This window comes from Candidatus Burkholderia verschuerenii, from assembly GCF_001189365.1.
GTDB lineage: Bacteria > Pseudomonadota > Gammaproteobacteria > Burkholderiales > Burkholderiaceae > Caballeronia > Caballeronia verschuerenii.
Map to the genome: position 1 here is coordinate 1 of NZ_LFJJ01000067.1, position 20629 is coordinate 20629.

23 protein-coding genes and 4 pseudogenes are annotated in these 20629 nt (G+C 62.5%); 11 read left to right on the forward strand and 16 right to left on the reverse strand.

The window, feature by feature from the left end; all coding sequences use genetic code 11:
• From BVER_RS13725 to BVER_RS13745, 7 genes and pseudogenes are all read right to left on the reverse strand, one after another.
• A pseudogene (locus BVER_RS13725) lies at positions 1 to 188 on the reverse strand (hypothetical protein); the annotation flags it as partial.
• A 111-nt stretch (positions 189 to 299) separates the two neighbouring features.
• Complete coding sequence (locus BVER_RS13730) at positions 300 to 974, reverse strand: hypothetical protein (RefSeq protein ID WP_232316539.1); 675 nt, start codon at positions 972 to 974, stop codon at positions 300 to 302.
• Positions 975 to 1016: 42 nt separating this feature from the next.
• Positions 1017 to 3461 (reverse strand): TonB-dependent siderophore receptor, encoded by a 2445-nt coding sequence (locus BVER_RS13735; protein WP_050453795.1) that lies wholly within the window; start codon positions 3459 to 3461, stop codon positions 1017 to 1019.
• A gap of 34 nt (positions 3462 to 3495) precedes the next feature.
• Entirely contained in the window at positions 3496 to 3759 is a 264-nt protein-coding gene (locus tag BVER_RS36260) for a hypothetical protein (protein WP_370444251.1), read from the reverse strand.
• Between the two features lie 72 nt (positions 3760 to 3831).
• Positions 3832 to 4173, reverse strand: coding sequence for a FecR domain-containing protein (locus tag BVER_RS36265; protein WP_370444249.1), 342 nt, complete (start codon positions 4171 to 4173; stop codon positions 3832 to 3834).
• A gap of 54 nt (positions 4174 to 4227) precedes the next feature.
• On the reverse strand, positions 4228 to 4545 hold the full coding sequence (locus BVER_RS36270; RefSeq protein WP_370444250.1) for a DUF4880 domain-containing protein: 318 nt from the start codon (positions 4543 to 4545) through the stop codon (positions 4228 to 4230).
• On the reverse strand, positions 4542 to 5063 hold the full coding sequence (locus BVER_RS13745) for a sigma-70 family RNA polymerase sigma factor (RefSeq protein WP_050453796.1): 522 nt from the start codon (positions 5061 to 5063) through the stop codon (positions 4542 to 4544). Before BVER_RS13745 ends, BVER_RS36270 begins: the two co-directional genes overlap by 4 nt.
• 293 nt (positions 5064 to 5356) lie before the next feature.
• On the opposite strand from BVER_RS13745, the gene BVER_RS35580 reads away from it, so the two are divergent.
• Entirely contained in the window at positions 5357 to 6535 is a 1179-nt protein-coding gene (locus BVER_RS35580) for a TonB-dependent receptor (RefSeq protein ID WP_332309100.1), read from the forward strand.
• A 17-nt stretch (positions 6536 to 6552) separates the two neighbouring features.
• Here the strand turns inward: BVER_RS35580 and BVER_RS35585 are convergent, their stop codons facing one another.
• Positions 6553 to 6678 (reverse strand): hypothetical protein, encoded by a 126-nt coding sequence (locus BVER_RS35585; RefSeq protein ID WP_332309101.1) that lies wholly within the window; start codon positions 6676 to 6678, stop codon positions 6553 to 6555.
• Here BVER_RS35585 and BVER_RS35590 point away from each other — a divergent pair.
• The gene (locus tag BVER_RS35590) at positions 6668 to 7591 is read left to right on the forward strand and encodes a TonB-dependent receptor (RefSeq protein ID WP_332309102.1); all 924 of its coding nucleotides are present in this window, start codon (positions 6668 to 6670) and stop codon (positions 7589 to 7591) included. The two genes, BVER_RS35585 and BVER_RS35590, sit on opposite strands and share 11 nt — an antisense overlap.
• A gap of 27 nt (positions 7592 to 7618) precedes the next feature.
• Here the strand turns inward: BVER_RS35590 and BVER_RS13755 are convergent, their stop codons facing one another.
• A complete protein-coding gene (locus tag BVER_RS13755) occupies positions 7619 to 9037 on the reverse strand; it encodes a carbohydrate porin (RefSeq protein ID WP_050453797.1) in 1419 nt (472 codons plus the stop codon).
• Positions 9038 to 9526: 489 nt separating this feature from the next.
• Here BVER_RS13755 and BVER_RS13760 point away from each other — a divergent pair, with 489 nt between their 5' ends.
• Together BVER_RS13760 and BVER_RS13765 are read left to right on the forward strand one after the other, a co-directional pair.
• On the forward strand, positions 9527 to 10189 hold the full coding sequence (locus BVER_RS13760; RefSeq protein WP_050453798.1) for a response regulator: 663 nt from the start codon (positions 9527 to 9529) through the stop codon (positions 10187 to 10189).
• On the forward strand, positions 10186 to 11511 hold the full coding sequence (locus BVER_RS13765; RefSeq protein ID WP_050453799.1) for an ATP-binding protein: 1326 nt from the start codon (positions 10186 to 10188) through the stop codon (positions 11509 to 11511). The genes BVER_RS13760 and BVER_RS13765 overlap by 4 nt, the downstream gene beginning before the upstream one ends.
• A 3-nt stretch (positions 11512 to 11514) precedes the next feature.
• On the opposite strand, the gene BVER_RS35225 is transcribed toward BVER_RS13765, so the two are convergent.
• The gene (locus BVER_RS35225; protein ID WP_269750765.1) at positions 11515 to 11643 is read right to left on the reverse strand and encodes a hypothetical protein; all 129 of its coding nucleotides are present in this window, start codon (positions 11641 to 11643) and stop codon (positions 11515 to 11517) included.
• Here BVER_RS35225 and BVER_RS31565 point away from each other — a divergent pair.
• Genes BVER_RS31565 through BVER_RS13780 form a run of 4 tightly spaced genes read left to right on the forward strand, consistent with a single transcriptional unit; the run spans position 11636 to position 13284 of the window.
• Entirely contained in the window at positions 11636 to 11806 is a 171-nt protein-coding gene (locus BVER_RS31565) for a hypothetical protein (protein WP_157056062.1), read from the forward strand. The genes BVER_RS35225 and BVER_RS31565 overlap by 8 nt on opposite strands.
• A gap of 11 nt (positions 11807 to 11817) precedes the next feature.
• Positions 11818 to 11991 carry a DUF6726 family protein gene (locus BVER_RS13770; RefSeq protein WP_332309103.1) on the forward strand — a complete coding sequence of 58 codons (174 nt, stop codon included), beginning with the start codon at positions 11818 to 11820 and terminating at the stop codon, positions 11989 to 11991.
• Position 11992: 1 nt separating this feature from the next.
• A complete protein-coding gene (locus BVER_RS13775) occupies positions 11993 to 12601 on the forward strand; it encodes a hypothetical protein (RefSeq protein ID WP_157056063.1) in 609 nt (202 codons plus the stop codon).
• A gap of 20 nt (positions 12602 to 12621) precedes the next feature.
• Positions 12622 to 13284, forward strand: coding sequence for a flagellar basal body L-ring protein FlgH (locus tag BVER_RS13780; RefSeq protein ID WP_050453802.1), 663 nt, complete (start codon positions 12622 to 12624; stop codon positions 13282 to 13284).
• A 14-nt stretch (positions 13285 to 13298) separates the two neighbouring features.
• On the opposite strand, the pseudogene BVER_RS13785 reads toward BVER_RS13780, so the two are convergent.
• A pseudogene (locus BVER_RS13785) lies at positions 13299 to 14038 on the reverse strand (response regulator).
• Between the two features lie 208 nt (positions 14039 to 14246).
• Between BVER_RS13785 and BVER_RS13790 the strand changes: the two are divergent.
• The 3 genes from BVER_RS13790 to BVER_RS13800 are packed head-to-tail and all read left to right on the forward strand — an operon-like array spanning position 14247 to position 17215.
• Positions 14247 to 14984: a response regulator gene (locus tag BVER_RS13790; protein WP_050453803.1), complete on the forward strand. Its 738-nt coding sequence runs from the start codon at positions 14247 to 14249 to the stop codon at positions 14982 to 14984.
• Positions 14984 to 16336, forward strand: a complete 1353-nt coding sequence (locus tag BVER_RS13795) for an ATP-binding protein (RefSeq protein WP_157056064.1) — start codon at positions 14984 to 14986, stop codon at positions 16334 to 16336. The genes BVER_RS13790 and BVER_RS13795 overlap by 1 nt, the downstream gene beginning before the upstream one ends.
• A gap of 3 nt (positions 16337 to 16339) precedes the next feature.
• Positions 16340 to 17215, forward strand: coding sequence for a tyrosine-protein phosphatase (locus BVER_RS13800; protein WP_157056065.1), 876 nt, complete (start codon positions 16340 to 16342; stop codon positions 17213 to 17215).
• 130 nt (positions 17216 to 17345) lie between these two features.
• Here the strand turns inward: BVER_RS13800 and BVER_RS13805 are convergent.
• The 5 genes and pseudogenes from BVER_RS13805 to BVER_RS13825 all read right to left on the reverse strand — a co-directional run bounded on the left by BVER_RS13805 (position 17346) and on the right by BVER_RS13825 (position 20493).
• Positions 17346 to 17896: pseudogene (locus BVER_RS13805) on the reverse strand (hypothetical protein).
• A gap of 135 nt (positions 17897 to 18031) precedes the next feature.
• On the reverse strand, positions 18032 to 18298 hold the full coding sequence (locus BVER_RS13810; RefSeq protein ID WP_050453810.1) for a hypothetical protein: 267 nt from the start codon (positions 18296 to 18298) through the stop codon (positions 18032 to 18034).
• 90 nt (positions 18299 to 18388) lie between these two features.
• A complete protein-coding gene (locus tag BVER_RS13815) occupies positions 18389 to 18865 on the reverse strand; it encodes a FlhC family transcriptional regulator (protein ID WP_232316540.1) in 477 nt (158 codons plus the stop codon).
• Positions 18866 to 18927: 62 nt separating this feature from the next.
• The gene (locus tag BVER_RS13820) at positions 18928 to 19257 is read right to left on the reverse strand and encodes a flagellar transcriptional regulator FlhD (protein WP_050453804.1); all 330 of its coding nucleotides are present in this window, start codon (positions 19255 to 19257) and stop codon (positions 18928 to 18930) included.
• A 100-nt stretch (positions 19258 to 19357) separates the two neighbouring features.
• Positions 19358 to 20493: pseudogene (locus BVER_RS13825) on the reverse strand (porin).
• Positions 20494 to 20629: the final 136 nt, after the last annotated feature.

The following is a 20629-nucleotide window of genomic DNA, read 5'->3' on the forward strand; positions in this document are numbered from 1 at the left end:
GCGTAGTACACGGGCGGCGGCGGGGGCGGCGGCGCGACATACACCGGCTGCGGCGGCGCATAAATCGCGGCCGGAAAGCCGAAGCCGATACCGACGCTCACATGCGCGGACGCGTCGGCGCACACGGCGGCGAGCGCGATACCGGCAAGCGCGGTTGCAATCTTGATCGAAAATTTGATGCTGGCCATGTCGGCGCTCCTCGTGGGTCTGAGCAATTTAACGCGCGGGATTGCGTGCGCGTAGACAAGGCCGGTGTGACTTTCGTAAGCGGATGTAGTCGCGTCGGTAATTTCTTCGTGTTACGCGCGCTGCATCGCCCAGTCGATGGCGGCATCGAACAGGCGCAAGCCATCGGCGGAGAGATGCGTGAAGCTGTCGTTGCCGAGGAAGAACATCACGCGGCGCGCGGGCGCGAGCGACTCGTAGTCCATCGTCGTGCCTTTCTCGTAGGCAAAAATCGCGGCCTTGTCCGGCTCGCCGTAGATCGTCGCGATGATGCTCGCGCCCAGCCCCCGCTTGCCCCAACTCATGGCCGCCTGCTTGCGATAGACATTCGCGACGCCCGCCGCGAGGCCGCCGGAACACGCATGCGGCGCGTTGACGAGCCACAGGTAGCGTTCCTTCACGGTCTCGCCGAAGTCGACGTCGTGCCGCTTGCCGGTCATCGCGAAGTCGTCGAGCAGATCGTTTTCCCACGTCAGCAGCGGCACGGCGAGCGTGCGCCAGCCGGGCGCGACATCCTTCGATGACACCGTCGACGAGACGATCACCAGATCCGGCGTGCCGATCTCTCGCGGATGCACCGATTGATCCACCAGCCGCACCGCATGCCCGCGCGTTTGCAGATGCGCGGCGGCGGCACGATCGACGTCGATGTTCGGTCCGTTCATCTGCACGAGCATGGCAATATCGCGCGCGCCTTGCGAACGGGCTGTGCCGCTGAACAGCGCCGCGCCAATGATGGGCGTCTTCATTAAAGCGCGGCGACGCTTCGAGAATGCGTTCGATGTCATGGCTCAGAACTCCAGCGTGGTCAGCAGCGACACTTGCCGCGCATCGCCGATCGACACGAAATAGCGGTTCGCGCTCGACGGATAGTAGGTCTTGTCGAACATGTTCTTCACGTTCAGTTGAAACGACACATTGCGTTTGCCGATCTTCGTTTCATAAGTGGCGAAGGCATCGGCGACGAAATAAGAGGGCAGCGTAAAGCTATTGGCCGAATCGCCGGGACGACTGCCGACGTAATGGCCCGCCGCGCCCAGACGGAAATCGTCGCCGCCGAACAGCGTGCCGAAGTCGTACACCGCCGCCAGCGACGCTGTATGCTGCGGCACGTTCCACAAGCGCTTGCCCGCATAGAGCGGGTCTTCGGTGGTCTTCGCATCGAGGTATGCATAACTCGCGATCACGCTCCAATGCTCGCCGATCTGGCCCGACACATCGAGTTCGATACCGCGCGACCGTGCGCGGCCCGACGTGCGCCAGTCGGTGAGTTTGGTGGCGTCGTTGTACTGCGAGACGAGCACGTTCTTTTTGTCGATGTTGAACAGCGCGAGCGTGCCGGTCAGGCCCGACGGCATCGCGAGCTTCGCGCCGACTTCGTAGGCGGTGGCTTCTTCGGGCTGCACGGACGAATCGATGACCACGCCCGAACTCAGCGGCGCGATCGTCGATGTCGGCTTGAGCGATTGCGAATAGCTGCCGTAGAAAGAGAGCATCGGCGTCGCCTTATAGACGATGCCCGCGCGCGGCAGCCACTTGCCGCCGTCGATATCGGTATTCGCGACGAACGGGCGGCCCTTGCCCGCGACCTGCGAATACGACAGATAGCGCACGCCGCCCGACACGATCCACTTGTCCGTCAGATGCAGACTGTCCTGCATGAAGAACGAGCGATCGTGCAGCGTGTCGGTCTGATCGCTGTCGCTTGCGGAGATCGTGCTCGACGGGTTTTCGCGTCCGTAGACCGGGTTGATATAGCTGAACGTGTACTTCGTCGCCTGCCGCAGCAGATCGCGTCGATAGATACGGCGATACTCTTCATCGACTCCAACTTGCAGATCGTTGCGCAGACCCGCGACATTGAAGTGACCGTCGACATAGGCGATTGCGTAGCTGTCCGTGCTCAGCGCGCCGTGCGTCGCGTCGTTGCTGCGCGAAAGCGTGCCGGCCACATTGTTTACGCCTTGCACGCGCAGTTGATTCGCGTCGTAAGTCTCGCGGTTATAGCTGTAGCCGAAGTGCGCCTTCCAGTCCGCGTTGATCTGATGATCGACGCTCAGTTGCGCGAGATGCGACTCGCCCGTCATATTGTTGAACGGCTCGTCGAGGCGTTCGCGTGCGGATATGGCGAGCGGTTCGTTGGTGGTCGGATCGAGCGCCGTGCCGCGATCGAACGGATACAGAAACTTGCGATACTCGTACGACAGCACGACTTGCGTATCGCGTCCGTAATACGCAAGCGATGGCGCCACCAGCGTTTCGCGATGCTCGCCGAAATTACGCCAGTATTGCTCGTCCACATGATCGACGATAAACCGGTACGCCAGCCCCGTATCGCCGATCGGACCGGTCGTATCGAACGTGCCGCCCGCGCCGTTGCGGCCGTGGCCGTAGGTCGAGCCGTATGCCGAGATCGCGTGATATGGCGTGAGCATCGGCTGCTTGCTGACGACGTTGACCACGCCGCCCGGGTCCATGATGCCGTACAGAAGCGAGGTCGGTCCCTTGAGCACTTCGACGCTATCGGCGGCGGCGTTGAAGCCGCGTCCTTGCACGAGCGGCATGCCGTTGTGCATGATCGAGCCATCGCGATTGCCGCCGAAGCCGCGCTTGAGCATCGTGTCCTGCGTGCCCGCGAGCGTGTTGCCTTGCACGACGCCGCTGACGTTGGCGAGCGCATCGTCGAGATTGCGCGGACGTTGATCGCGCAAAACCTGCGCCGGCACGACGTTCACCGCTTGCGGCGTATCGAGCACGGGCGTGTCTGAGCGCGTGATGTTGGCTTCTTTCGACGCGCGATACGTGCCTGCTTTCAATGCGCTTGATGTCACGGTGACGGCGGGCAGCGTGGTATCGGATGCGCTCGGCGTCGCGGCTTCGATCAGCGTGAAGCTGCCGTCGTCCTGCGCTTGCGCATCGAGCCCGGTGCCCGCGAGCAGATGCGCGAGTGCATCGTTTATGCCGTATTCGCCTTGCAAGCCGCGACTCGCGCGATTCGCGGCGAGCGCGCTCGGAAACGACAGCAGAATGCCCGACTCGCGTCCGAAGCGATTCAGTGCGGCTTCGAGCGGCCCGGCGGGAATGTCGTAAGTCTTGCGCGACGACGCGCTCGATGCATCCGCCGCCGATGCATGCGCCGCGGGCAACGCCGCTGCGATCAACGCGCTCGCGGCCAGCGCGATCAAGCGCTTCTTGCTGCGCACTTCGTTCATGAAGTGCGATGTGGATGGTCCCATTTTCGATGGCTCAAGGAAGAAAGATGATGTGCTCTCATCTGACTTGTCCCGCGAGAATCGAAAACGGCTCACTCATCGGCAAAATAATTTTCAGGCGTTCGCCGGATGCACCGTCACCCAGTAACGTGTCATATAGTGCGATGCGCACCGGCAACGCGTGCGCGAGCGCGGCGAGCACGCGATCGGTATCGTCGAGCGGATAAGTGCCTGACAGACGCAAGTCCGCAATCGATGCATCGCAGCGGACCACACCGCGTCGATAGCGGCCGATTTCGGACAGAAAGTCCGCGAGCCGCATCGAACTCGCGACGATCAGGCCATCGGTCCACGCGGCATCGTCGGCTTTGAGCGCTTCGCGCGGCGCGATATGCTAACTGTCGAAGCGCACGCGTTCGCCTGCATGCAACACGATGGCGCGTTGCGGCGCATCGGCGGGTTCGACGCGCACCGCGCCCTCGAAGACATCGAGGCGCGTATTCGCCGCATCCTGACGCACGGAGAAACGCGTGCCAAGCGCTTCGAGAACGCCATGCGTCGTATCGACGAAGAAGCGGCGCGATGCCGTATCCGCGTGGCCGGTTTTGATCATGATCGCGCCTTGCACGAGACGGATGCGGCGTTCGCTCGGCGTGTAGCGGATATCGACGGCGCTGTCGGTATCGAGCATGAGTTCGGTGCCATCGGCGAGCGTGATCGTGCGACGTTCGCCCACGGCCGTACGCAGATCGGCTTTCCATGCGCGCCACGGCGTATGTTCCTCGGCGATTCATCCGCCCGTGCCCGCGAACAACAGCAGCGCGAGCGTTTTGATCGTGCGGCGACGCTTGACCGCGTTGCCCGTGCCCGTGTTGCCTTGAGCCAGCGCGGCGCGCGCGGCATTCGCATGCTCCGACAGACCGTGAATGCGTCCGCACACCGACTCGATATGCTTCCACGCGAGCGCGTGATCGGGATGCTCCGCGAGCCAGTGTTCGAACGCGCGGCGCTCGGCATCGCGCGATTCGCCGGAATACAGTTCGACCCACCAATGCACGGCGCGCCGCGCGATATCCGGCGCGATATCGGGTCGCACGGACGCGCTCATGCGAACGTGCCCACCGATAACGCGAAGAAGCATTGCTCGCCCGCGCGCGCGAGATAGCGTTTCACCGTCGCCAGCGATATATGCAATTCGGCCGCGATCTGCGCGTGCGTCGCGCCATCGAGTTGGGCGAGCAGAAACGCGCGTTTGACGGCGACGGGCAAGCCGTCGAGCAGCGCGTCGATCTCGACCAGCGTCTCGACGATGATCGCCCGTTCTTCCGGCGATGGCGCGAGCGGTTCCGGCGCCTGCGCGATCGCATCGAGCCACGCCTGTTCGATCTGCTCGCGTCGCCAGTGGTTGTAGAGCACGCGCTGCGCGACGGTCGTGAGATAGGCGCGCGGCTCGCGTGCGTCGATCGGTTCGTCGCGTGCGAGCAGGCGCAGAAAGGTGTCGTGCGCGAGATCGGCCGCGCGATGCGCGCAACCGAGCTTGCGCCTCAACCAGCCGCGCAACCAGGTGTGATGAGCGAAGTAGAGCGTCTCGACCTCGCGATGCAAAACGGCATCTTCGGATGACATGCGCGGTGTTTCCCGGGCGTCTGATCAAATTTCGATAATAAGAATCATTCCCATTATCTCATAAAAATATGTCCGATTACTTAGCGAAAGCTTTCGTTGTTGCAAGCAAACCCTTGTCGGGCGGGCATCGGCACAAATTTTTTCAAGAGACGTTTACTTGATTGTTAAGAAACATTATACTGCGCTCCGATAGTTATTGAGCATGATTCTCATTAACTTCGTCTAACGCGACTCGTCTCGCGCCAGTTCGCTTCGCGCAACGCGGAGCTTCATTTACCTCCGACACACTCACCATGCCCGCTCTGTTCAAGACGCGGACGCGTCTGCTCGCGTCCGTCGGCGCGCTTTATTGCGCGAGTTTTCTCGCTCCGTCTCAGGCGCTTGCGCAGTCCGCGCCGGCCGCCGATTCGGCGGCAACACCTGCCGATAGTTCGCCTCAGTCCTTGCCTGCCGTGAACGTGAAGGCGAGCAATGTCGAATCGGACATGCAGATCAAGGCATTGCCGTCGTACAAGTTCGTCGCGCCCTTGCTCGATACGCCGCGTTCGATCACGGTGATTCCGCAGGAGATGATCAAGGAGACCAACGCGACGACCTTCGCCGATGCGCTGAAGACCGTGCCGGGCATCACCTTCCTCGGCGGCGATGCGGCGGCGAATCCGCCGGCGGATCGTCCGGTGATTCGCGGTTTCGAGTCGCGCAATTCGATCTTCGTCGATGGCATCCGCGATTCGGGCGTGCAGAATCGCGAGACCTTCGATATCGAGAACATCACGGTGATCAAGGGACCGGACTCGGTGTATGCGGGTCGCGGATCGGTAGGCGGGTCGATCGACATCGAAACGAAGCTGCCGAAGCTCGATGACTTCATCAACGGTAGCGCGGGGATCGGCACGGATGGCTATAAGCGCCTCACGGTCGATGTGAACCGCAAGTTCGGCGACGGCAGCGCGTTCCGCTTCAACGCGATGGGCCACGATGCGAACCAGCCGGGCCGCAACAATATCTACAGCAAGCGCTGGGGCGTCGCGCCTTCGGTGGCGTTCGGTCTGAACAGCCCGACCACGGTGACGCTGAGCTACTACCATCTGAACACGTTCGACATGCCGGACTTCAGCGTGCCGTTCCGTTCGACGGGCGGCACGCCGATCAACAGCGATCGCGGCCAGTTCTACGGCTTCAACAATCGCGACTACCGGCGCGGACAGACCGACACGGGCGAAGTGAAAGTCGAGCATCGCTTCAACGATAACCTCAAGCTCAAGAACACAACGATGTTCGGCCGCTCGACGCTCGACTACATCGCGACCAATCCGCAGTTGCTGAGCGCGACATCAAACACGCTCGGCCTTCAGGCGAAGAGCGGCAAGTACGCAACCAATAGCATTACTAATCAAACTGAGCTGACCGGCAAGGCGACACTGCTCGGCATGCAGCACACGATGACCGGCGGCATCGAGTTCAGTCACTAAAAGAGCCTCTATGAAGGCTATCTCGTCACCGACAGCGCGGGCAACAATATCAGTTCGAATACGCCTTGCAGCGTAGCCTTCAACTGCACGCCGATCAATGCATGGAATCCGGATAACCAGTGGCTCGGCAGCGTGCTGCTCAACGGCGACACGGGCTTTCCGGGCGCGGCGACGCATACGCAGACGAACATCGCGTCGGCGTACTTGTTTGATAGCGTGAAGATCACCGATCAGTGGCTGTTCAACGCGGGCGCGCGCTTCGATCGCTTCGACGTGACGGCGACGCAGCAGGGCGCGAAGGACCTGACCAACAACGCGAATCTGTTCAGCTATCAGCTCGGGCTTGTGTACAAGCCGCTGCCTTCGGTGAGTCTGTACACGTCGTACGGCACGTCGGCGAATCCGCCGGGCGCGAACTCGGGGATCGGCGGCGGCACGGATCAGATCACGGCGACCAATCAGGATTTGTCGCCGGAGCGTAGTCGCAATATCGAAGTCGGCGCCAAGTGGGACGTGATGGAGCGCCTGTCGATGAACCTCGCGCTGTTCCAGACGGACAAGACCAACGCGCGCGTCAGCGACGGCCTCGGCGGCACGATCAACGCGGGGCATCAGCGCGTGCGCGGCGTGGAAGTGGGCACGGCGGGCAATATCACCGGCAAGTGGAGCATCTTCGGCGGCTACTCGTATCTCGATGCGATCACCGTTGATGCAGGCGCGGCCAGCGCCGCATCGTCCGGTCTGCCGATGGTGATGGTGCCCAAACACAACGTCACGCTCTGGTCGTTCTACGGCGTGATGCCGAAGCTGAAGGTCGGCGCGGGCGTGGCGGTCGCGAGCAAGACCTATGCATTGGTGACGTCCACGGTGCGCAAGTGGACGCCGGGCTACGCGCGCTTCGACGCGATGGCGACGTATCGCGTGTCGAAGAGCGTCGATTTGCAGTTGAACGTGAACAACATCTTCGACCGCAAGTACTTCTCGACCACGTATCCGATCTATGCGACGTGGGCGCCGGGACGTTCCGCGATGCTGACGCTCAACTTCTATCAGTAAGCGCGATGATGCGTCCGGGCTGCGAACTCAGAACGTGAGCAGCGCCCGGACGCCCAGCACGAAGGTGTTGCGCAAGGGCTGAGTCGGATCGTTCGGATTCTGTCCCGCGCCTGCATTGAAGGTGTATTGCGCGTCGGCCTGCATGGTCCACCAGGGCGCGACCTGATAGTTGTAGGTCGCCTCCAGCGTGGTTTCCTGCGTTCTCACGCCATACGGCGAGTTGAGAAAGGCGCGCGCATCGAGGTCGGCATCGTGCACATGATTGCCGACCTTGATATACGTCACCGCGAGTCCCACGCTGTCGTTGTCGCGTCCTTCGAAAGGCGCTTTCATCACGACGCCGAGATTGGCCGCGAAGCTCACGAGATTGCGATCGCCCGGTGCGCCCATCAAGCGCGTGAATACGCCGATGCTGCGCGGCTTGTCGGGATCGGGACGCCAGATCATCTGATCCGCGACGGCATAGAAGCTGTAATTGCCATGATGCGCGTTGGCGACGCCCGTCGTCGCCGGATTCGCCAGCGACAAGCCGGTATTGTCGAAGCGCTGATCGTCGAAGCGATTGTTGTTGTACCAGACGCCCAACTTGTACGTGCCGGGCAGGCCGCTGCTTTTCTTGCTGCCCGGCGTGTCGTCGTCGGATGGCTGATTGATCGCATACTGCAATTCGCCGATGAACAGCGTGCCATTGTGCAGATTGAAGTTCGTGCCGCTGAGATTATTCGGGTTGTTGCCGAGCGGATCGCCGTCGAACACGCCGGCCAGCGCGGTCAGCGACGGCGTGATCTTGCCGCGCACGCGCACGCCGAGCGCCGACAGCGGATAAGCGGGACCGCCGGAAGGCATGTCGTAGGACGGCAGCGCGGGCCAGCCGAACATCGTGTTGATGAAGGTGGCCGAATACTGGCTGACGATAAATTCCTGATCGATGCTCTGCTGCCCGATCTTCACGTCGACGCGCTTGTCGAGAAACGACTGCTGATACCACATCTCCCAGAGACGCGTGGTGGCGTCCGCTTCGATACCGCTTGCGGTGTTCAACGTGCCGAGCTTGCGCGTGCTCAGATTCGTGCCGTGAATCTGCAGCGCGCTGATATTGAACTGCCCGCCCTTCAGACCGAAGGCCTTTTCCGTGTCGAGGCCGAGCGTCGCAGTTGTCACGCCGTCGTATGCGCCGCCGCGATCCAGACCGCCGCGCACGTTCGCCAGATACTCGCTCGTCTCCGTCAACTGAAAGGTGACGCCGTATTGGCCGAGCCACGGCCGCACGCCGCCCATGTCGCCGAGCATTGTGTCGCGCGTCCAGAGCGATTCGGGTTCTTTCTGCGCGTCGGATGCGGCATCGGCTTCCTGTGCGTACGCGTTGACGGTAAGCGCACCCAAGGTCAGCGCGGCGGCGCAGTTCAGCACGATTGGCGCGAAACCGAAATGGCGAAAATATCTCATGGGAATCCTAATTGTTTTTCTACGTTCCATCTTATCTTTAGCGACTATCCGGACAAAAGCATGCCGAAGCCAAGCGCGTTTCGATTGACGTACCGGATGACTTGAATCGCATCGTACTTTCGACATTACATCCAGTCAACATAACGAGAACGATTCTCATCATATTTTCTCGCTGATGTTTTTCGTGTGGGGATAAAGGCGTTGTGATTATCCGGAAATCGCAAACTAAGTAAATGCACAGTTAAACACGGACAAAGCCTGGGCGCCTTATGCGGCAGGCGTTTCAGCCGGACACGCCTGCGCTGGACGTCGCCTGAATGCCACGCGTATTCACAAAACTTCGTGCGCCGGAAAATCCCTAAGCATTTCCTAAGCATTCAGTCGTTACCCTGCGAAATCATCGAAAACATGGTTTCACGCAATGAATACGCATTCATTACTCGCCGGCATTCCGCCCGCATCCAAGCGATGAGCGCGCGGAGATATCTCATGAGGGTTTTGCTCGTCGAAGACGACCGCATGATCGGCGAAACGATCCAGGGCGCGCTGCGCGACAGCAGTTATGCAGTCGACTGGGTGCGCGACGGCCAGCACGCGCTGCTGAGTTTTTCGACGCACGTGTATGACGCCGTGCTGCTCGATCTCGGTCTACCCGGCGCCGATGGCGTCGAGGTTTTGCATGCCGTGCGGCGCACGCAGAATCCGGTGCCGTTGATCATCATCACCGCGCGCGATTCGGTCGAGGAACGCATTCGCGGACTCGATGCCGGCGCGGACGACTATCTGATCAAGCCGTTCGACATGTCGGAACTGCTCGCCCGCATGCGTGCGGTGATCCGCCGCCGTGGCGGACAGGCCGCGCCGATTCTGACCAACGGCATCGTCACGCTGGATCCTGCGTCGCGCGAAGCGACCATCGGCGAGAGCGCCACGCGTCTGTCGAGCCGCGAATTCGCCTTGCTGCAAGCGCTGATGATCCGCCCCGGCGCGATTCTCTCGCGCGCGGAACTGGAAGAGCGCATCTACGGCTGGAACGAGGAAGTCGAAAGCAACGCGGTCGAATTCATCATCCACACGCTGCGCAAGAAGCTGGGAGCGGCCACGATCAAGAATGTGCGCGGCGTGGGCTGGATGGTCGCGAAGCCCGCATGATGCACTCGCTTCAGTTCAGGCTGTCCGCGTTGTTGTCGGCGTTGATCGTCGTGATCGCGGTGCTGGGCGGCGTCATCGCGTTCAAGACCGCATTCCACGAAGCCAACGAGGTGCAGGACGGCCAGCTTCTGCAGTTGGTCGCGCTGCTCACGCCGCGCACGCTCGATGTGATGGAGCGCGAAGCGGCGGAAAAAGTCGTCGGCGCCGATCCCGAATCGAAGCTCGTCATTCAGACGCTCGACGAAGCGCGCCCGCTGGCGCTGCCGCACAGCTTGCCCGATGGCGTGCAGAACGCGATCGTCGATGGCGAGACGTGGCGGGTCGCCATCAAGACGATGTCGACCGGCACGCGCGTGCTGGTCGGCCAGAAGACGCTCGGCCGCGACGAGATCGCACGCAACAGCGCGCTCGCGACCGTGATGCCCTTCGCGGCGCTCGCCATCGTGCTGCTGATCGCGCTGCATCTGATCGTGCGGCGCATGTTCAGGCCGCTCGCCGTGGTGTCGGGCAATCTCGATACGCGTCCGGAGAACGATCTGTCTCCCGTCAGCGGCGATGCCTTGCCCGCCGAGATCGTGCCCTTCGTCGTCGCGATCAACCGGCTGCTGGCGCGCGTGCAGGCGTCGGTGGCCTTGCAACGCCGCTTTGTCGCCGATGCAGCGCACGAGTTGCGTTTGCCGCTGACCGCGTTGTCCTTGCAGGCCGAACGGCTCGATGCCGCCGAGTTGCCCGCCGCCGCACGCGAGCGTCTCGATGCGATGCGTCGCGGCATTCAGCGCACGCGCGCCTTGCTCAATCAGATGCTGACGCTCGCTCGCCTGCAGGACGGCAACGGACAGGCGCGCGCCGAATTGCGCGTGCAGGAAGTGTTCCGCAACGTGCTGGAAGACCTCGTGCCGCTCGCGGAAGAGAAGGGCATCGATATCGGCGTATCGAGCGATGCGGACGTGCGCGTGCATGTGCCGCAAGCCGATCTCACCGTGCTGGTGAAGAACCTCGTCGATAACGCGATCCGCTATACGCCGGAAGGCGGCCGCGTCGATATGTCGACGGGCGTAACGGACGGCATGCCGTGGTTGCGTATCGAGGATACGGGGCCGGGCATCGCGCCTGCGGATCGCGTGCGCGTATTCGATCCGTTCTATCGCGTGCTCGGTAACGATGCCGATGGCTCGGGGCTGGGCTTGTCGATCGTCGGCACGATCGCGGCGCGCATCGATGCGCGCGTCGAACTCGCCAATGCGCCGCCGCATGGTCTCGCGGTGACGGTCACGTTCGTGGCATCGCCGGCGCTTCGGCAAGAAACGGTAACGCTGCAGTAACAGCTAGTAAGCACTGTCGGAAAGCGCAATCTGCTTGCGCAATCGCTTGCGTGCGCGCTGCAAGACAATTCGATCGGTCCAAGCGGTATCCCAAGCCATCGAATCGTCAGGAGCGCGCAGCAGCATGAACATCAATATTCCCGCCACGCATCACACCACGCCGACATCGGCCCCGAAGCTGCCGATTCAACGCGGCAACGACGCCACTACCAACACGACCGGCGGCACGTCGGGCACACAGACGACGCCAAGCAATCCTTCGCATCTCGGCAACTTCGTCGATACGACGGCGTAAGCGTCATGCGGATGCACTCACGTTTCGCGCTATGGTGCGCGCTCGTCGTCGGCACCTTCGCGCTCGACGGATGCGCGCTCGCCGCGCTGCCCTGCCGGCTGACATCGGCGACGCTAAAGGTCATTCCGGTCGTCGGTCATGCGGCGTCGACGCCCTTCGATGCCTGCGCGACCGCGATCGACTGACATGAAGCTCGCCGCCCTGGCGCTGGTCCTGTTGCCAGCGCTCGCTTTTGCACAGAAGCCCTATGAATTCAGGGGTATTCCGCTCGGCATGCCGCTCGATGAGTTCCGCGACGCGGGTCATGTGCGCGCGATACCCATCGGCAGCGAGCCGGTCTGCGAGACCGATGCCGAAGCCGTTTCGCTCGGCATGCAGTTGCGCGGTCCTGCCGGCGTGTCCATCGCGTGCAAGTGGGCGCATCGGACGGAGGCGGGCTGGCGTGCATCGCAGGCGGTGGTCGATGGCGCGCCGTCGCGAGGTCACATCTTGCGTTTCGCGGCGATGCCCGGCGAAAGCGAACCGCGTCTGTACCGCATGTCGTTCGTCATCGACGCGACGCTCGCCGCCGATTTCACCGATGCGCTGTCGTCGCGCTATGGCAAGAGCCGTATCAAGCGCGAGCATGGCTACACGCGCCGCATCTGGGAAAACGATACGAGTTCGATCACGCTCGAAGCGAACGGCGCCGCCGCGACGGCGCGCGTGATCTATCGCCTGAAGGATCATGAGGCGTGGCTCGCGCAACTGGCAGATCAATGGCGCGTCGCCGATTCGACTTCGAATACGCCATAAAAATAAGGAATCCTTTTGTTATGAAAATCCCGCTAGCCGCGTGCGCGATGCTCGCGCTCGGCGCGTGTTCGTCGTCGGGCACGCGTTCCATCGTCGAGATGCCGACTTTCGCGCCGACCGTCGCGCAGCCTGTCAACGTCAATACGCAAGGCTCGATCTATCAGGCCGGCAGTGCGTTTTCGCTGTATGAAACGCCGCGTGCGCAACGTGTCGGCGACGTGCTGACTATCCGGCTTTCGGAGTCGTATCAGGGCAGCAATTCAGCCAATGCGAACGCGAGCCGAGCCAGCAGCATCAGCGCCGAAGCCGCCGACAAATCGAGTGGCGCGGCGGCGCGCCTCGCGCGGCTGTTCAATGTCGGATCGGCGGATACGAGTTTCAAGGGACAAGGCACTACCGCGAACGTCAGCGCGATGTCGGGCACGCTCGCGGTGTCGGTGATCGGCAGCTTGCCGGGCGGGAATCTCGTCGTGGCGGGCGACAAGGTAATCGCGATGGACGGCAATCAGGACCGCCTGCGCTTCTCGGGTATCGTCAATCCTAAGGATATCGAATCAGGTAACTATGTCGCGTCGAGCAAGGTGGCGAACGCGCGTATCGAGCAGGCGGGCGTCGGCATGCTCGCGGATTCGACCACGATGGGCTGGCTGCAGCGCCTCTTCATGAGCGTGCTGACGTTCTAGCGCCGCGTTCCCGCTTACGACGCGCGCTGCACGGCGCGATCGGCGGCGGCGGGATCGCCTTGCGGCACGAAGATATAACCTTGGCCCCAAACCGTCTGCACATAGCTCGGTTCCGACGAATCGGTTTCGAGCAGACGACGCAAACGCCAGATGGAAACATCCAGACTGCGGTCGCGATACGTGCCGCTGCCGCGCATACGTTCGTTGAGTTGCGCGCGCGTCAGCACGATCATTTCATTCTTGACGAGAATCTTGAGCATCGCGAATTCGCCGGAGCGCAGCGGCACGCGCACGCCATCGCGACGTAACTCGCGCGCGGCAAAATCCACTTCGAACGGACCGAAGCGATAGGGCGGACGCATTTCGGGCACGCCGGGCGCATCGGCATGACGGCGCCGCAGGACCGATCGGATTCGCGCGAGCAATTCGCGGGGATCGAACGGTTTGGGCACATAATCGTCGGCGCCGAGCGCTCGAGTCCGATCACGCGATCGATGACATCCGAACGCGCGGTCAGAAGAATCACCGGAATGTCCTCGCCCGCTTGCCGCAATTCGCGTAACGCGCTGATGCCATCCTTGCCGGGCATCATCACGTCGAGCACGATCATCGCGGGGCGTTCGGCCTCGATGCGACGCTTCAGGCCCACGCCGTCGTGCAGCACCGACACGGCGAAACCGTGGTTCTGGAGATAGCCGCGCACGAGGTCTCGCACAACGAGGTCGTCATCGACCATCAGGACATGTTCACTCATGTCGCGCATTCTAAGCGGGGCCCGAGCGAAACCGCGACGGCGGGAAACTTTCTGTTTCTTTCCATTACCGTCGTTTTTACCGTCGATGTCGTTCAATGCCCGCGTGACGTGCCTTCACGCGCGCGCATGTGAGGTTTCGTAAGAATCGGTAATCGCCTGATACATGGAAAACATTCGTCCACCCCGAACCTCCGAATAGAATTTCGAGATGACTACATCGGTTCTTATTGTCGACGACGATCCCGTCGTGCGCGATCTGCTGCGCCGTTTTCTGAACGAGCGTGGTTTTCAGGTATCCGTGCTGCATGACGGCAGCGGGTTGGCGCATCGGCTCGAACTCGAACGACCGTCCATTGTCGTGCTCGACATCATGATGCCGAACACCGACGGCTTGCGCGCGCTCAAAAGCCTGCGCTCAAGCGGCGACGATATTCCCGTGATCTTTCTCACCGCTTGCGGCAGCGTCAACGACAAGGTCAAAGGCCTCGAATCCGGCGCGGACGACTATCTCACCAAGCCCTTCGATCCACGCGAACTGCTTGCGCGCATCGAGACCGTGCTGCGTTGTCGCGCATCCGCGCCGAGTCGTCCGGAACGCGCGCCGCGCGAACGCTTCGGCCGCTTCGAAGTGGATTTCGTCACCCGATCGCTCGTGCAGGGCAGCGAACGCGTGGCGCTGCGCGATAGCGAATTCGCGCTGCTGAAGATCTTTATCAAGCATCCGTACAAGGTGCTGTCGCGCGTGCTGATCCATGATCTCCTGCGCGGCGACGATCTCGCGTTCCGCGATCGCGGACTCGACGTGCCGATCTGGCGTCTGCGCCGCATCATCGAGGACGATCCGTCGAATCCGCGTCATGTGCAGACGGTGCGCGGTCAAGGTTACGTGTTCGTGCCGGATACGGACGGCAGCGTGTTCGAAGAAGCAGCAGAGGCTCAGGGCTGATGAAAGCGGTGTCGTTCTGGCTGCGGCGTCGCGCGGCCGGCCTGTTCAATACGCTGTTCGGACGCATGGCGCTGATTTCGATCGTCGCGCTGCTGATCGTGCAGATGGGCTGGTTCGCGATCCTGCAAAGCCAGGGCAAGCGTAACGAAGCCGATGGTTTCGCACGCGGCCTGCTGCTCGTGCTCGAAGCCGCGCATAGCGATGTCGCGATCGACGGCCGTCTCGCGCGCGCGATGCATGTGCATATCGTGCCGGTGTGGAATATGCCGAAGCCGGTGACGCTGCGCGCGCCGGAGAAAACGCATCATGCGCATCTCGCGCGTCAGATCGCGGACGGCTTGCCGCAAGGCACCGAAATCGCCGTCGATGAAGACGCGCACGGCAATTCGCGCCTGTGGGTGCGTTATCCGTCGAGCAGTTTCTGGATCGTCACGCCGATCGATCTGCCGCCGCCCGCGCCGTTCGTGCCGAAATCCATCGTCATGTTGCTGGGCGCGGTGCTGTTGTCGCTGATCGCGACCTGGCAATTGCAGAAGCCGTTTGCGCGCGTGGCGCAGGCCGCGCGTCGTTTCGGCGACGGAGAGCGGCCCGTGCCCGTCGCGGAGCAGGGGCCGGGCGAATTGCGCGAATTGATCGGCGCATTCAATCAGATGATGCGTCGCGTGTCCGACGCCGAAGACGACAAGACCGTGATGCTCGCGGGCATCGCGCACGATCTGAAAGCGCCGATCACGCGTTTGCGTCTGCGCGCGAGCGTGCTGGAAGACGAGGCATCGCGCGCGCGAGGCGACACCTTGCGCGATATCGATTCGCTGACGCGCATCGTGCAGCAGTTTCTGGAATTCGCCGCGCGCACGCCGGGCGATGGCGCGCCGAGCGGCGTCGATGCTTTCATCGCCGAGCAGTTTCCCGCGCCCGAAGATGGCGGCGACGCGCTCTTCACGCTATCGCTCACGGCGGGCGATGCCTTCCGTTTGCCGCGCACGTTTATCGATCGCCTGATGACGAATCTGGTCGACAACGCGCTTGAGCATGGCGAGCCGCCGGTCGAGATTCGCACGGCGCGCATCGATGGCGAATGGCTGATCGAAGTGCGCGATTACGGCCCGGGCATTCCCGACGAACGTATCGCCGATGCCTTGCGGCCGTTCGTGCGGCTCGATCCCGCGCGCAGCGGCGATGGACATTGCGGCCTCGGTCTTGCGATCGTCACGCGGCTCGCGCAAGAGCAAAACGGACGCTGCGAGATCGGCAATGCGGAAGGCGGCGGGCTGATCGTGCGTATCGCGATTCCGGTCGGCGATGCGCGTACATGCCGTATTGAAAGCGATGCCGCGTTGATGACCGCCTGAACGATGACACCGACTCTGCCATCCCTTTCTCGCCGTATCTTTCTGCGCGGCAGTGCGCATGTTGTCGTGCTGTCGGGCATCGGCGCAAGCCTGCTGTCCGCATGCGGCGGCTCGAACGAAACCGACAGCGTGCCGGAAACGCCGCGTCTCGCCAATGTCGAAAACTTTCGCGACATGGCGGGCATGGGCGACGGCTATCCGACTGCCGATGGACGTCGCTTGCGGCGCGGCGTGATCTATCGCTCCGGCGCGCTGACCGCCGATGCAAGCGATCTCGTCGCGCTGCAACGTCTGTCACTGTCCGCCGTGCACGATCTGCGCACGCCAACCGAAGTCACGCTCGCCGCCGATACTTTGCCCGATGGCGTCACGCGCGATACGCACGCCATCGCGCCTATCGATGCCGCGCTGGCCGCACCGCGCGATGCCGACGCCGCGAGCGCATGGATGATCCAGCGCCAGCGTCAGATGATCGGCGATGCCGTGGCGCGCGCGCAGTTCGGCGCGCTGCTGACGCGTGTCGCGCGCGTGGCGGGGCCGCAGGTCGTGCACGGCGCGACGGGCAAGGATCGCACCGGCTGGGCGGCGGCGTTGCTGCTCGCCATCGCCGATATGCCGCTCGACGTGATCATCCAGGACTATCTCGCGACCAATGTCGCGGCGCAGGCGCAGATCGCCGCGCGTGTGTCGGCGCATGCGGCGCGAGCCGGCGTGACATCGCAGACGATCGCGCCGCTGTATCAGGCGCAGAGCGCGACCATCGAAGCCGCATTCGACGAGATGCAAAATAAATTCGTAACCCTTAACGATTATTTGAGCAAGGGATTATCGCTCGCTCAGTCGGATATCGATATGCTTCGCGCGAAGCTCGTCGCCTGAACGAAGCAAAAAGTCAGCTCGGCCAAGGGTGAATGGCCGAGCCGAAAACGAGGGACCTCTTCAAAGGTCGAGTGCAGAATAACATCGCTACGGTGCGTGCAAGGCCTGCGGAAAGGGCCTGAAAGCAAAGTCAAAGTCCGCGCGCAACTACCATTTTGTCGACCAGCGACGTCACCTTCTGACGCGAACTCGAAAACCGGTCGACGTTCAGCCCGTGCGTTTCATAGCGCGCCGTGACGACCACTTGTCCTTGCCGCATGAGCGTGAGATCGATCGCGGAAAGATAGGCGATGGGATCGTTGCTGAACGCGCGCGTGTCCCAGCTCGTCGTCGCGGAATAGACCAGCAGCGCTTCGCAGCCGGGCGGCGAGGTGCCGGGGCTGTAGACCATCGAACTCACGCCGCGCTGTTGCAGCGCCAGTTGCAGGGCGGGCACGAAATCGCCTGCGGATATGGTCGGTTTAATTCGATGCAGACGGATTGCAGCGCGGCGGGCGGGCCCGTCACAAAGGTCGGCGACGAATAATTCGATGCGACCGTCATGCCCGCTTGCACCAGCGAACCGGCGGCATCGGCGGCGGTGATGAGCGTCCAGGTGCAGCCCGACAACGCGCCGCACGCCGCGAGCGCGACGCCTCGCGCAATACCTTTAGCGAACCTCTGGTTGAATCGAACGAGCATGACTTGGCTGAGTGACGATAGAGCGGACGATCGTCATCTTCGCGCACGCGATGCGCGATCAAAGCATCGAGAACGGCAAGAGGTCGCGCAGTTCTTTCCAGCTATTAGCGATTGTTACGCCCCACGCGCGACGCATCAAACGAACAATGAAATGATGCCGCCGACCGTGACCGCCGCGCCGAGCCACTTGCCTGCGGTATAGAACTGATTGGTGTCGGTTTCGGGCGTGTCGGGGCGTTCGAGTCCGAGCGCGCCATAGGCGAACGATTTCACCGACGATGGTTCGTCGGCCGCTGTCGTCGTCGTTGATGCCGCGCTCGTATCGTCGGCGACGGCGCGTTTGTCGGGCGCATCCGCGCTCGCGATGTAAGGAGTGGAAGAGCTCGAACCGCTGATCTGCATCGGAAGCCTCGTGGTTAGGGACGCGTCACGCCAGGTCTGAAATAACGGCGCGATCGATGCACGCTTGAGCATGCGTCGCCTTTCCGATTCTTACGCGGTCTTGCACAGCCCGCAGACAAAGCCGGTTTGCTGCGCGTCCGCATGCGCGATGAAGCGTCCGCCGCAACACGCGCAAGCGTTCAGCGTCAGCACGCCCGAATCGAAGAAGCGCGGCAAGGTCCACGCGCGCGTGAACGACAGCACGGGCTCTTCGCCATGCATGGTCACGGTCTCCAGATACAGCTCGTAGCTCTTCATCAGCGAACGCAGCGTCGAGCGTTCTTCGTTGGCGGCGATATGCGCGCCGACGTGCCGATAGATCGAATGAAACAGCGACGAATGAATATTCGGCCGCGCGTTCATGAACCAGTCGGGCGAGAAGGGCAACATGCCGCGCGGCGGCGACACGCCTTTGACTTCCTTGTAGAGCTTGATGAGCCGGTCGCGTGACAGATGCGTTTCGGCTTCGAGCAATTGCAGACGCGCGCCGAGCCGGATCAGATGTTCGGCCAGCGCGATTTCGCGCACTTCGGCGATGACGCCCTTGCCCGCCGACGCGCCGCGTCACGAAACTCGCGCATCGGTTGCGTTCAGGGCGCGCGCTTGCATGACGCATCCCCGAGAACGATGGCCGCATGCAGATGCGGCAAGGACGATTGTCGATCGCCGTCGATCAGCGCGGAAAGCGTCACCGGATGATCGAGCCGCAATTGCCAGATGAGTTCGGTCGATAGCGCGACGCGCTGGGTTTGCGCGGGCGTCAGCGCGGCGATGATGTCCGCCGTGGTCTCGGAGAGATCGAGCCGGTACATGGCCGCGATGCGGTCTTCGTCGAGCAGACGCTGCGCCAGCAGCAGATACGCGAGATTCAGTTCGCGGATGCGCACGAGACTGTCCGTACGATCGATGGTCGGTTTCATCAGGGTTCGCGCCGGGGTTCGATACAAAGAAAACGGCGGACGCATCGCCTCTCGCGCGATGCGCCCGCCTTGGCTCACGGAGTCTTAAGCTGAGTGAAGCTTAGAAGCGATGACGCAGGCCGACCGTCGCCGACACCTGACTGTTTGACGACGATGCCGACAGACCGTTGATCGCGGCCGTGATGCCGGAGTCGCCCGTATCGCTGACATGCTGATACACGCCTTGCAGATAGACATCGGTACGCTTGGACAGCGCGTAAGCGGTTTGCAGCGTGAACTGATTCCACTTCGGGTCCGCGCCTTCCAGACGGCCATCGGTGAAGGTGTACGCGCCCGACAGCGACCACGCCGGCGTCAGGTTGTAGCGGCCGTTCACTTCGTAGTTGGTGAAGCGCGCGCTGCCGCCGTTCAGCGTGATGCCGTTCGTCGTGCCCGATGCCGATGCGCCGATGCCCGTCGCGCCGTCGAGTCGCGTCTGCGTGAAGACGAAGCCCGCCTGTCCCGTGCCGAACGCGTAGGTGACGCCCGCGCCGAAGGTGCGCTGACGGCTCACCGTGAAGGTCGCGTCGTCGCTCACCGCGCCGCTCGAATTGAGCGTCGCGCCGGCGTTGTTCAATTGCAGATAGCTCGCCGCGAAGTTCAACGGGCCGTAGTTGTACGACGCGCCGACGCTGTAGGCGCGATTGGTCGCGAAACCGCCCGCATCGTTCGAGAAGCCGTACAGGCCACCGAACTTGAAGCCGCCGTAGTTCAGGCTCTGGTACTTGACCGAGTTGCTGATGCGGAAGGAGTTGTCGAGGTTGTTGTTATCGAACGGATGCGCCGCTTGCGTGCCGCCGAACGAGGTGCCGGTGAGCGCGAGCGGGCCGAGATAGTCGATGACCGAATCGTACTGACGGCCGAGCGTCATCGTGCCGGCGCGATCGCTCGACAGGCCCACATACGCCTGACGGCCGAACTCGCGGCTGTTCTGGCCGAGTTTGCCGTTTGTGATGTTGAAGCCGTTTTCCAACGTGAAGATCGCCTTCAGGCCGCCGCCGAGATCTTCCGCGCCGCGCAGGCCCCAACGACTGCCGTTGACCGCGCCGCTCGATGCCTGCACGTTGTGAGCGCCGCCCGATTGTTCGTGTAAGTGAGGCCCGCGTCGATCAGGCCGTAAAGCGTCACGCTGCTTTGCGCGTGAGCCGCGCCCGCGACGGTGCCGAGCACGGTCAGCGCAAGGAGGGATTTCTTCAAGGTGTTTCTCCAGGATAGCAAGTTGGTTCAGCAGGCGCGGCGCGCTCGCAAGCACGCCGCAGGAGCCGGCTGTCCGATCGATCGGTCGACGCGCATCGGACGGCGGATTAGATCACGACGATTCGCGCTATCGGTT

Bases quoted from the DNA above. Each gene is read 5' to 3' on its own strand.
- BVER_RS13730 (WP_232316539.1), bottom strand. From the start codon at position 974: ATGAAGACGCCCATCATTGGCGCGGCGCTGTTCAGCGGCACAGCCCGT.
- BVER_RS13735 (WP_050453795.1), bottom strand. From the start codon at position 3,461: ATGGGACCATCCACATCGCACTTCATGAACGAAGTGCGCAGCAAGAAG.
- BVER_RS36260 (WP_370444251.1), bottom strand. From the start codon at position 3,759: ATGCGGCTCGCGGACTTTCTGTCCGAAATCGGCCGCTATCGACGCGGT.
- BVER_RS36270 (WP_370444250.1), bottom strand. From the start codon at position 4,545: ATGAGCGCGTCCGTGCGACCCGATATCGCGCCGGATATCGCGCGGCGC.
- BVER_RS13745 (WP_050453796.1), bottom strand. From the start codon at position 5,063: ATGTCATCCGAAGATGCCGTTTTGCATCGCGAGGTCGAGACGCTCTAC.
- BVER_RS35580 (WP_332309100.1), top strand. From the start codon at position 5,357: ATGCCCGCTCTGTTCAAGACGCGGACGCGTCTGCTCGCGTCCGTCGGC.
- BVER_RS13755 (WP_050453797.1), bottom strand. From the start codon at position 9,037: ATGAGATATTTTCGCCATTTCGGTTTCGCGCCAATCGTGCTGAACTGC.
- BVER_RS13760 (WP_050453798.1), top strand. From the start codon at position 9,527: ATGAGGGTTTTGCTCGTCGAAGACGACCGCATGATCGGCGAAACGATC.
- BVER_RS13765 (WP_050453799.1), top strand. From the start codon at position 10,186: ATGATGCACTCGCTTCAGTTCAGGCTGTCCGCGTTGTTGTCGGCGTTG.
- BVER_RS31565 (WP_157056062.1), top strand. From the start codon at position 11,636: ATGAACATCAATATTCCCGCCACGCATCACACCACGCCGACATCGGCC.
- BVER_RS35225 (WP_269750765.1), bottom strand. From the start codon at position 11,643: ATGTTCATGCTGCTGCGCGCTCCTGACGATTCGATGGCTTGGGATACC.
- BVER_RS13770 (WP_332309103.1), top strand. From the start codon at position 11,818: ATGCACTCACGTTTCGCGCTATGGTGCGCGCTCGTCGTCGGCACCTTC.
- BVER_RS13775 (WP_157056063.1), top strand. From the start codon at position 11,993: ATGAAGCTCGCCGCCCTGGCGCTGGTCCTGTTGCCAGCGCTCGCTTTT.
- BVER_RS13780 (WP_050453802.1), top strand. From the start codon at position 12,622: ATGAAAATCCCGCTAGCCGCGTGCGCGATGCTCGCGCTCGGCGCGTGT.
- BVER_RS13790 (WP_050453803.1), top strand. From the start codon at position 14,247: ATGACTACATCGGTTCTTATTGTCGACGACGATCCCGTCGTGCGCGAT.
- BVER_RS13795 (WP_157056064.1), top strand. From the start codon at position 14,984: ATGAAAGCGGTGTCGTTCTGGCTGCGGCGTCGCGCGGCCGGCCTGTTC.
- BVER_RS13800 (WP_157056065.1), top strand. From the start codon at position 16,340: ATGACACCGACTCTGCCATCCCTTTCTCGCCGTATCTTTCTGCGCGGC.
- BVER_RS13810 (WP_050453810.1), bottom strand. From the start codon at position 18,298: ATGCAGATCAGCGGTTCGAGCTCTTCCACTCCTTACATCGCGAGCGCG.
- BVER_RS13820 (WP_050453804.1), bottom strand. From the start codon at position 19,257: ATGAAACCGACCATCGATCGTACGGACAGTCTCGTGCGCATCCGCGAA.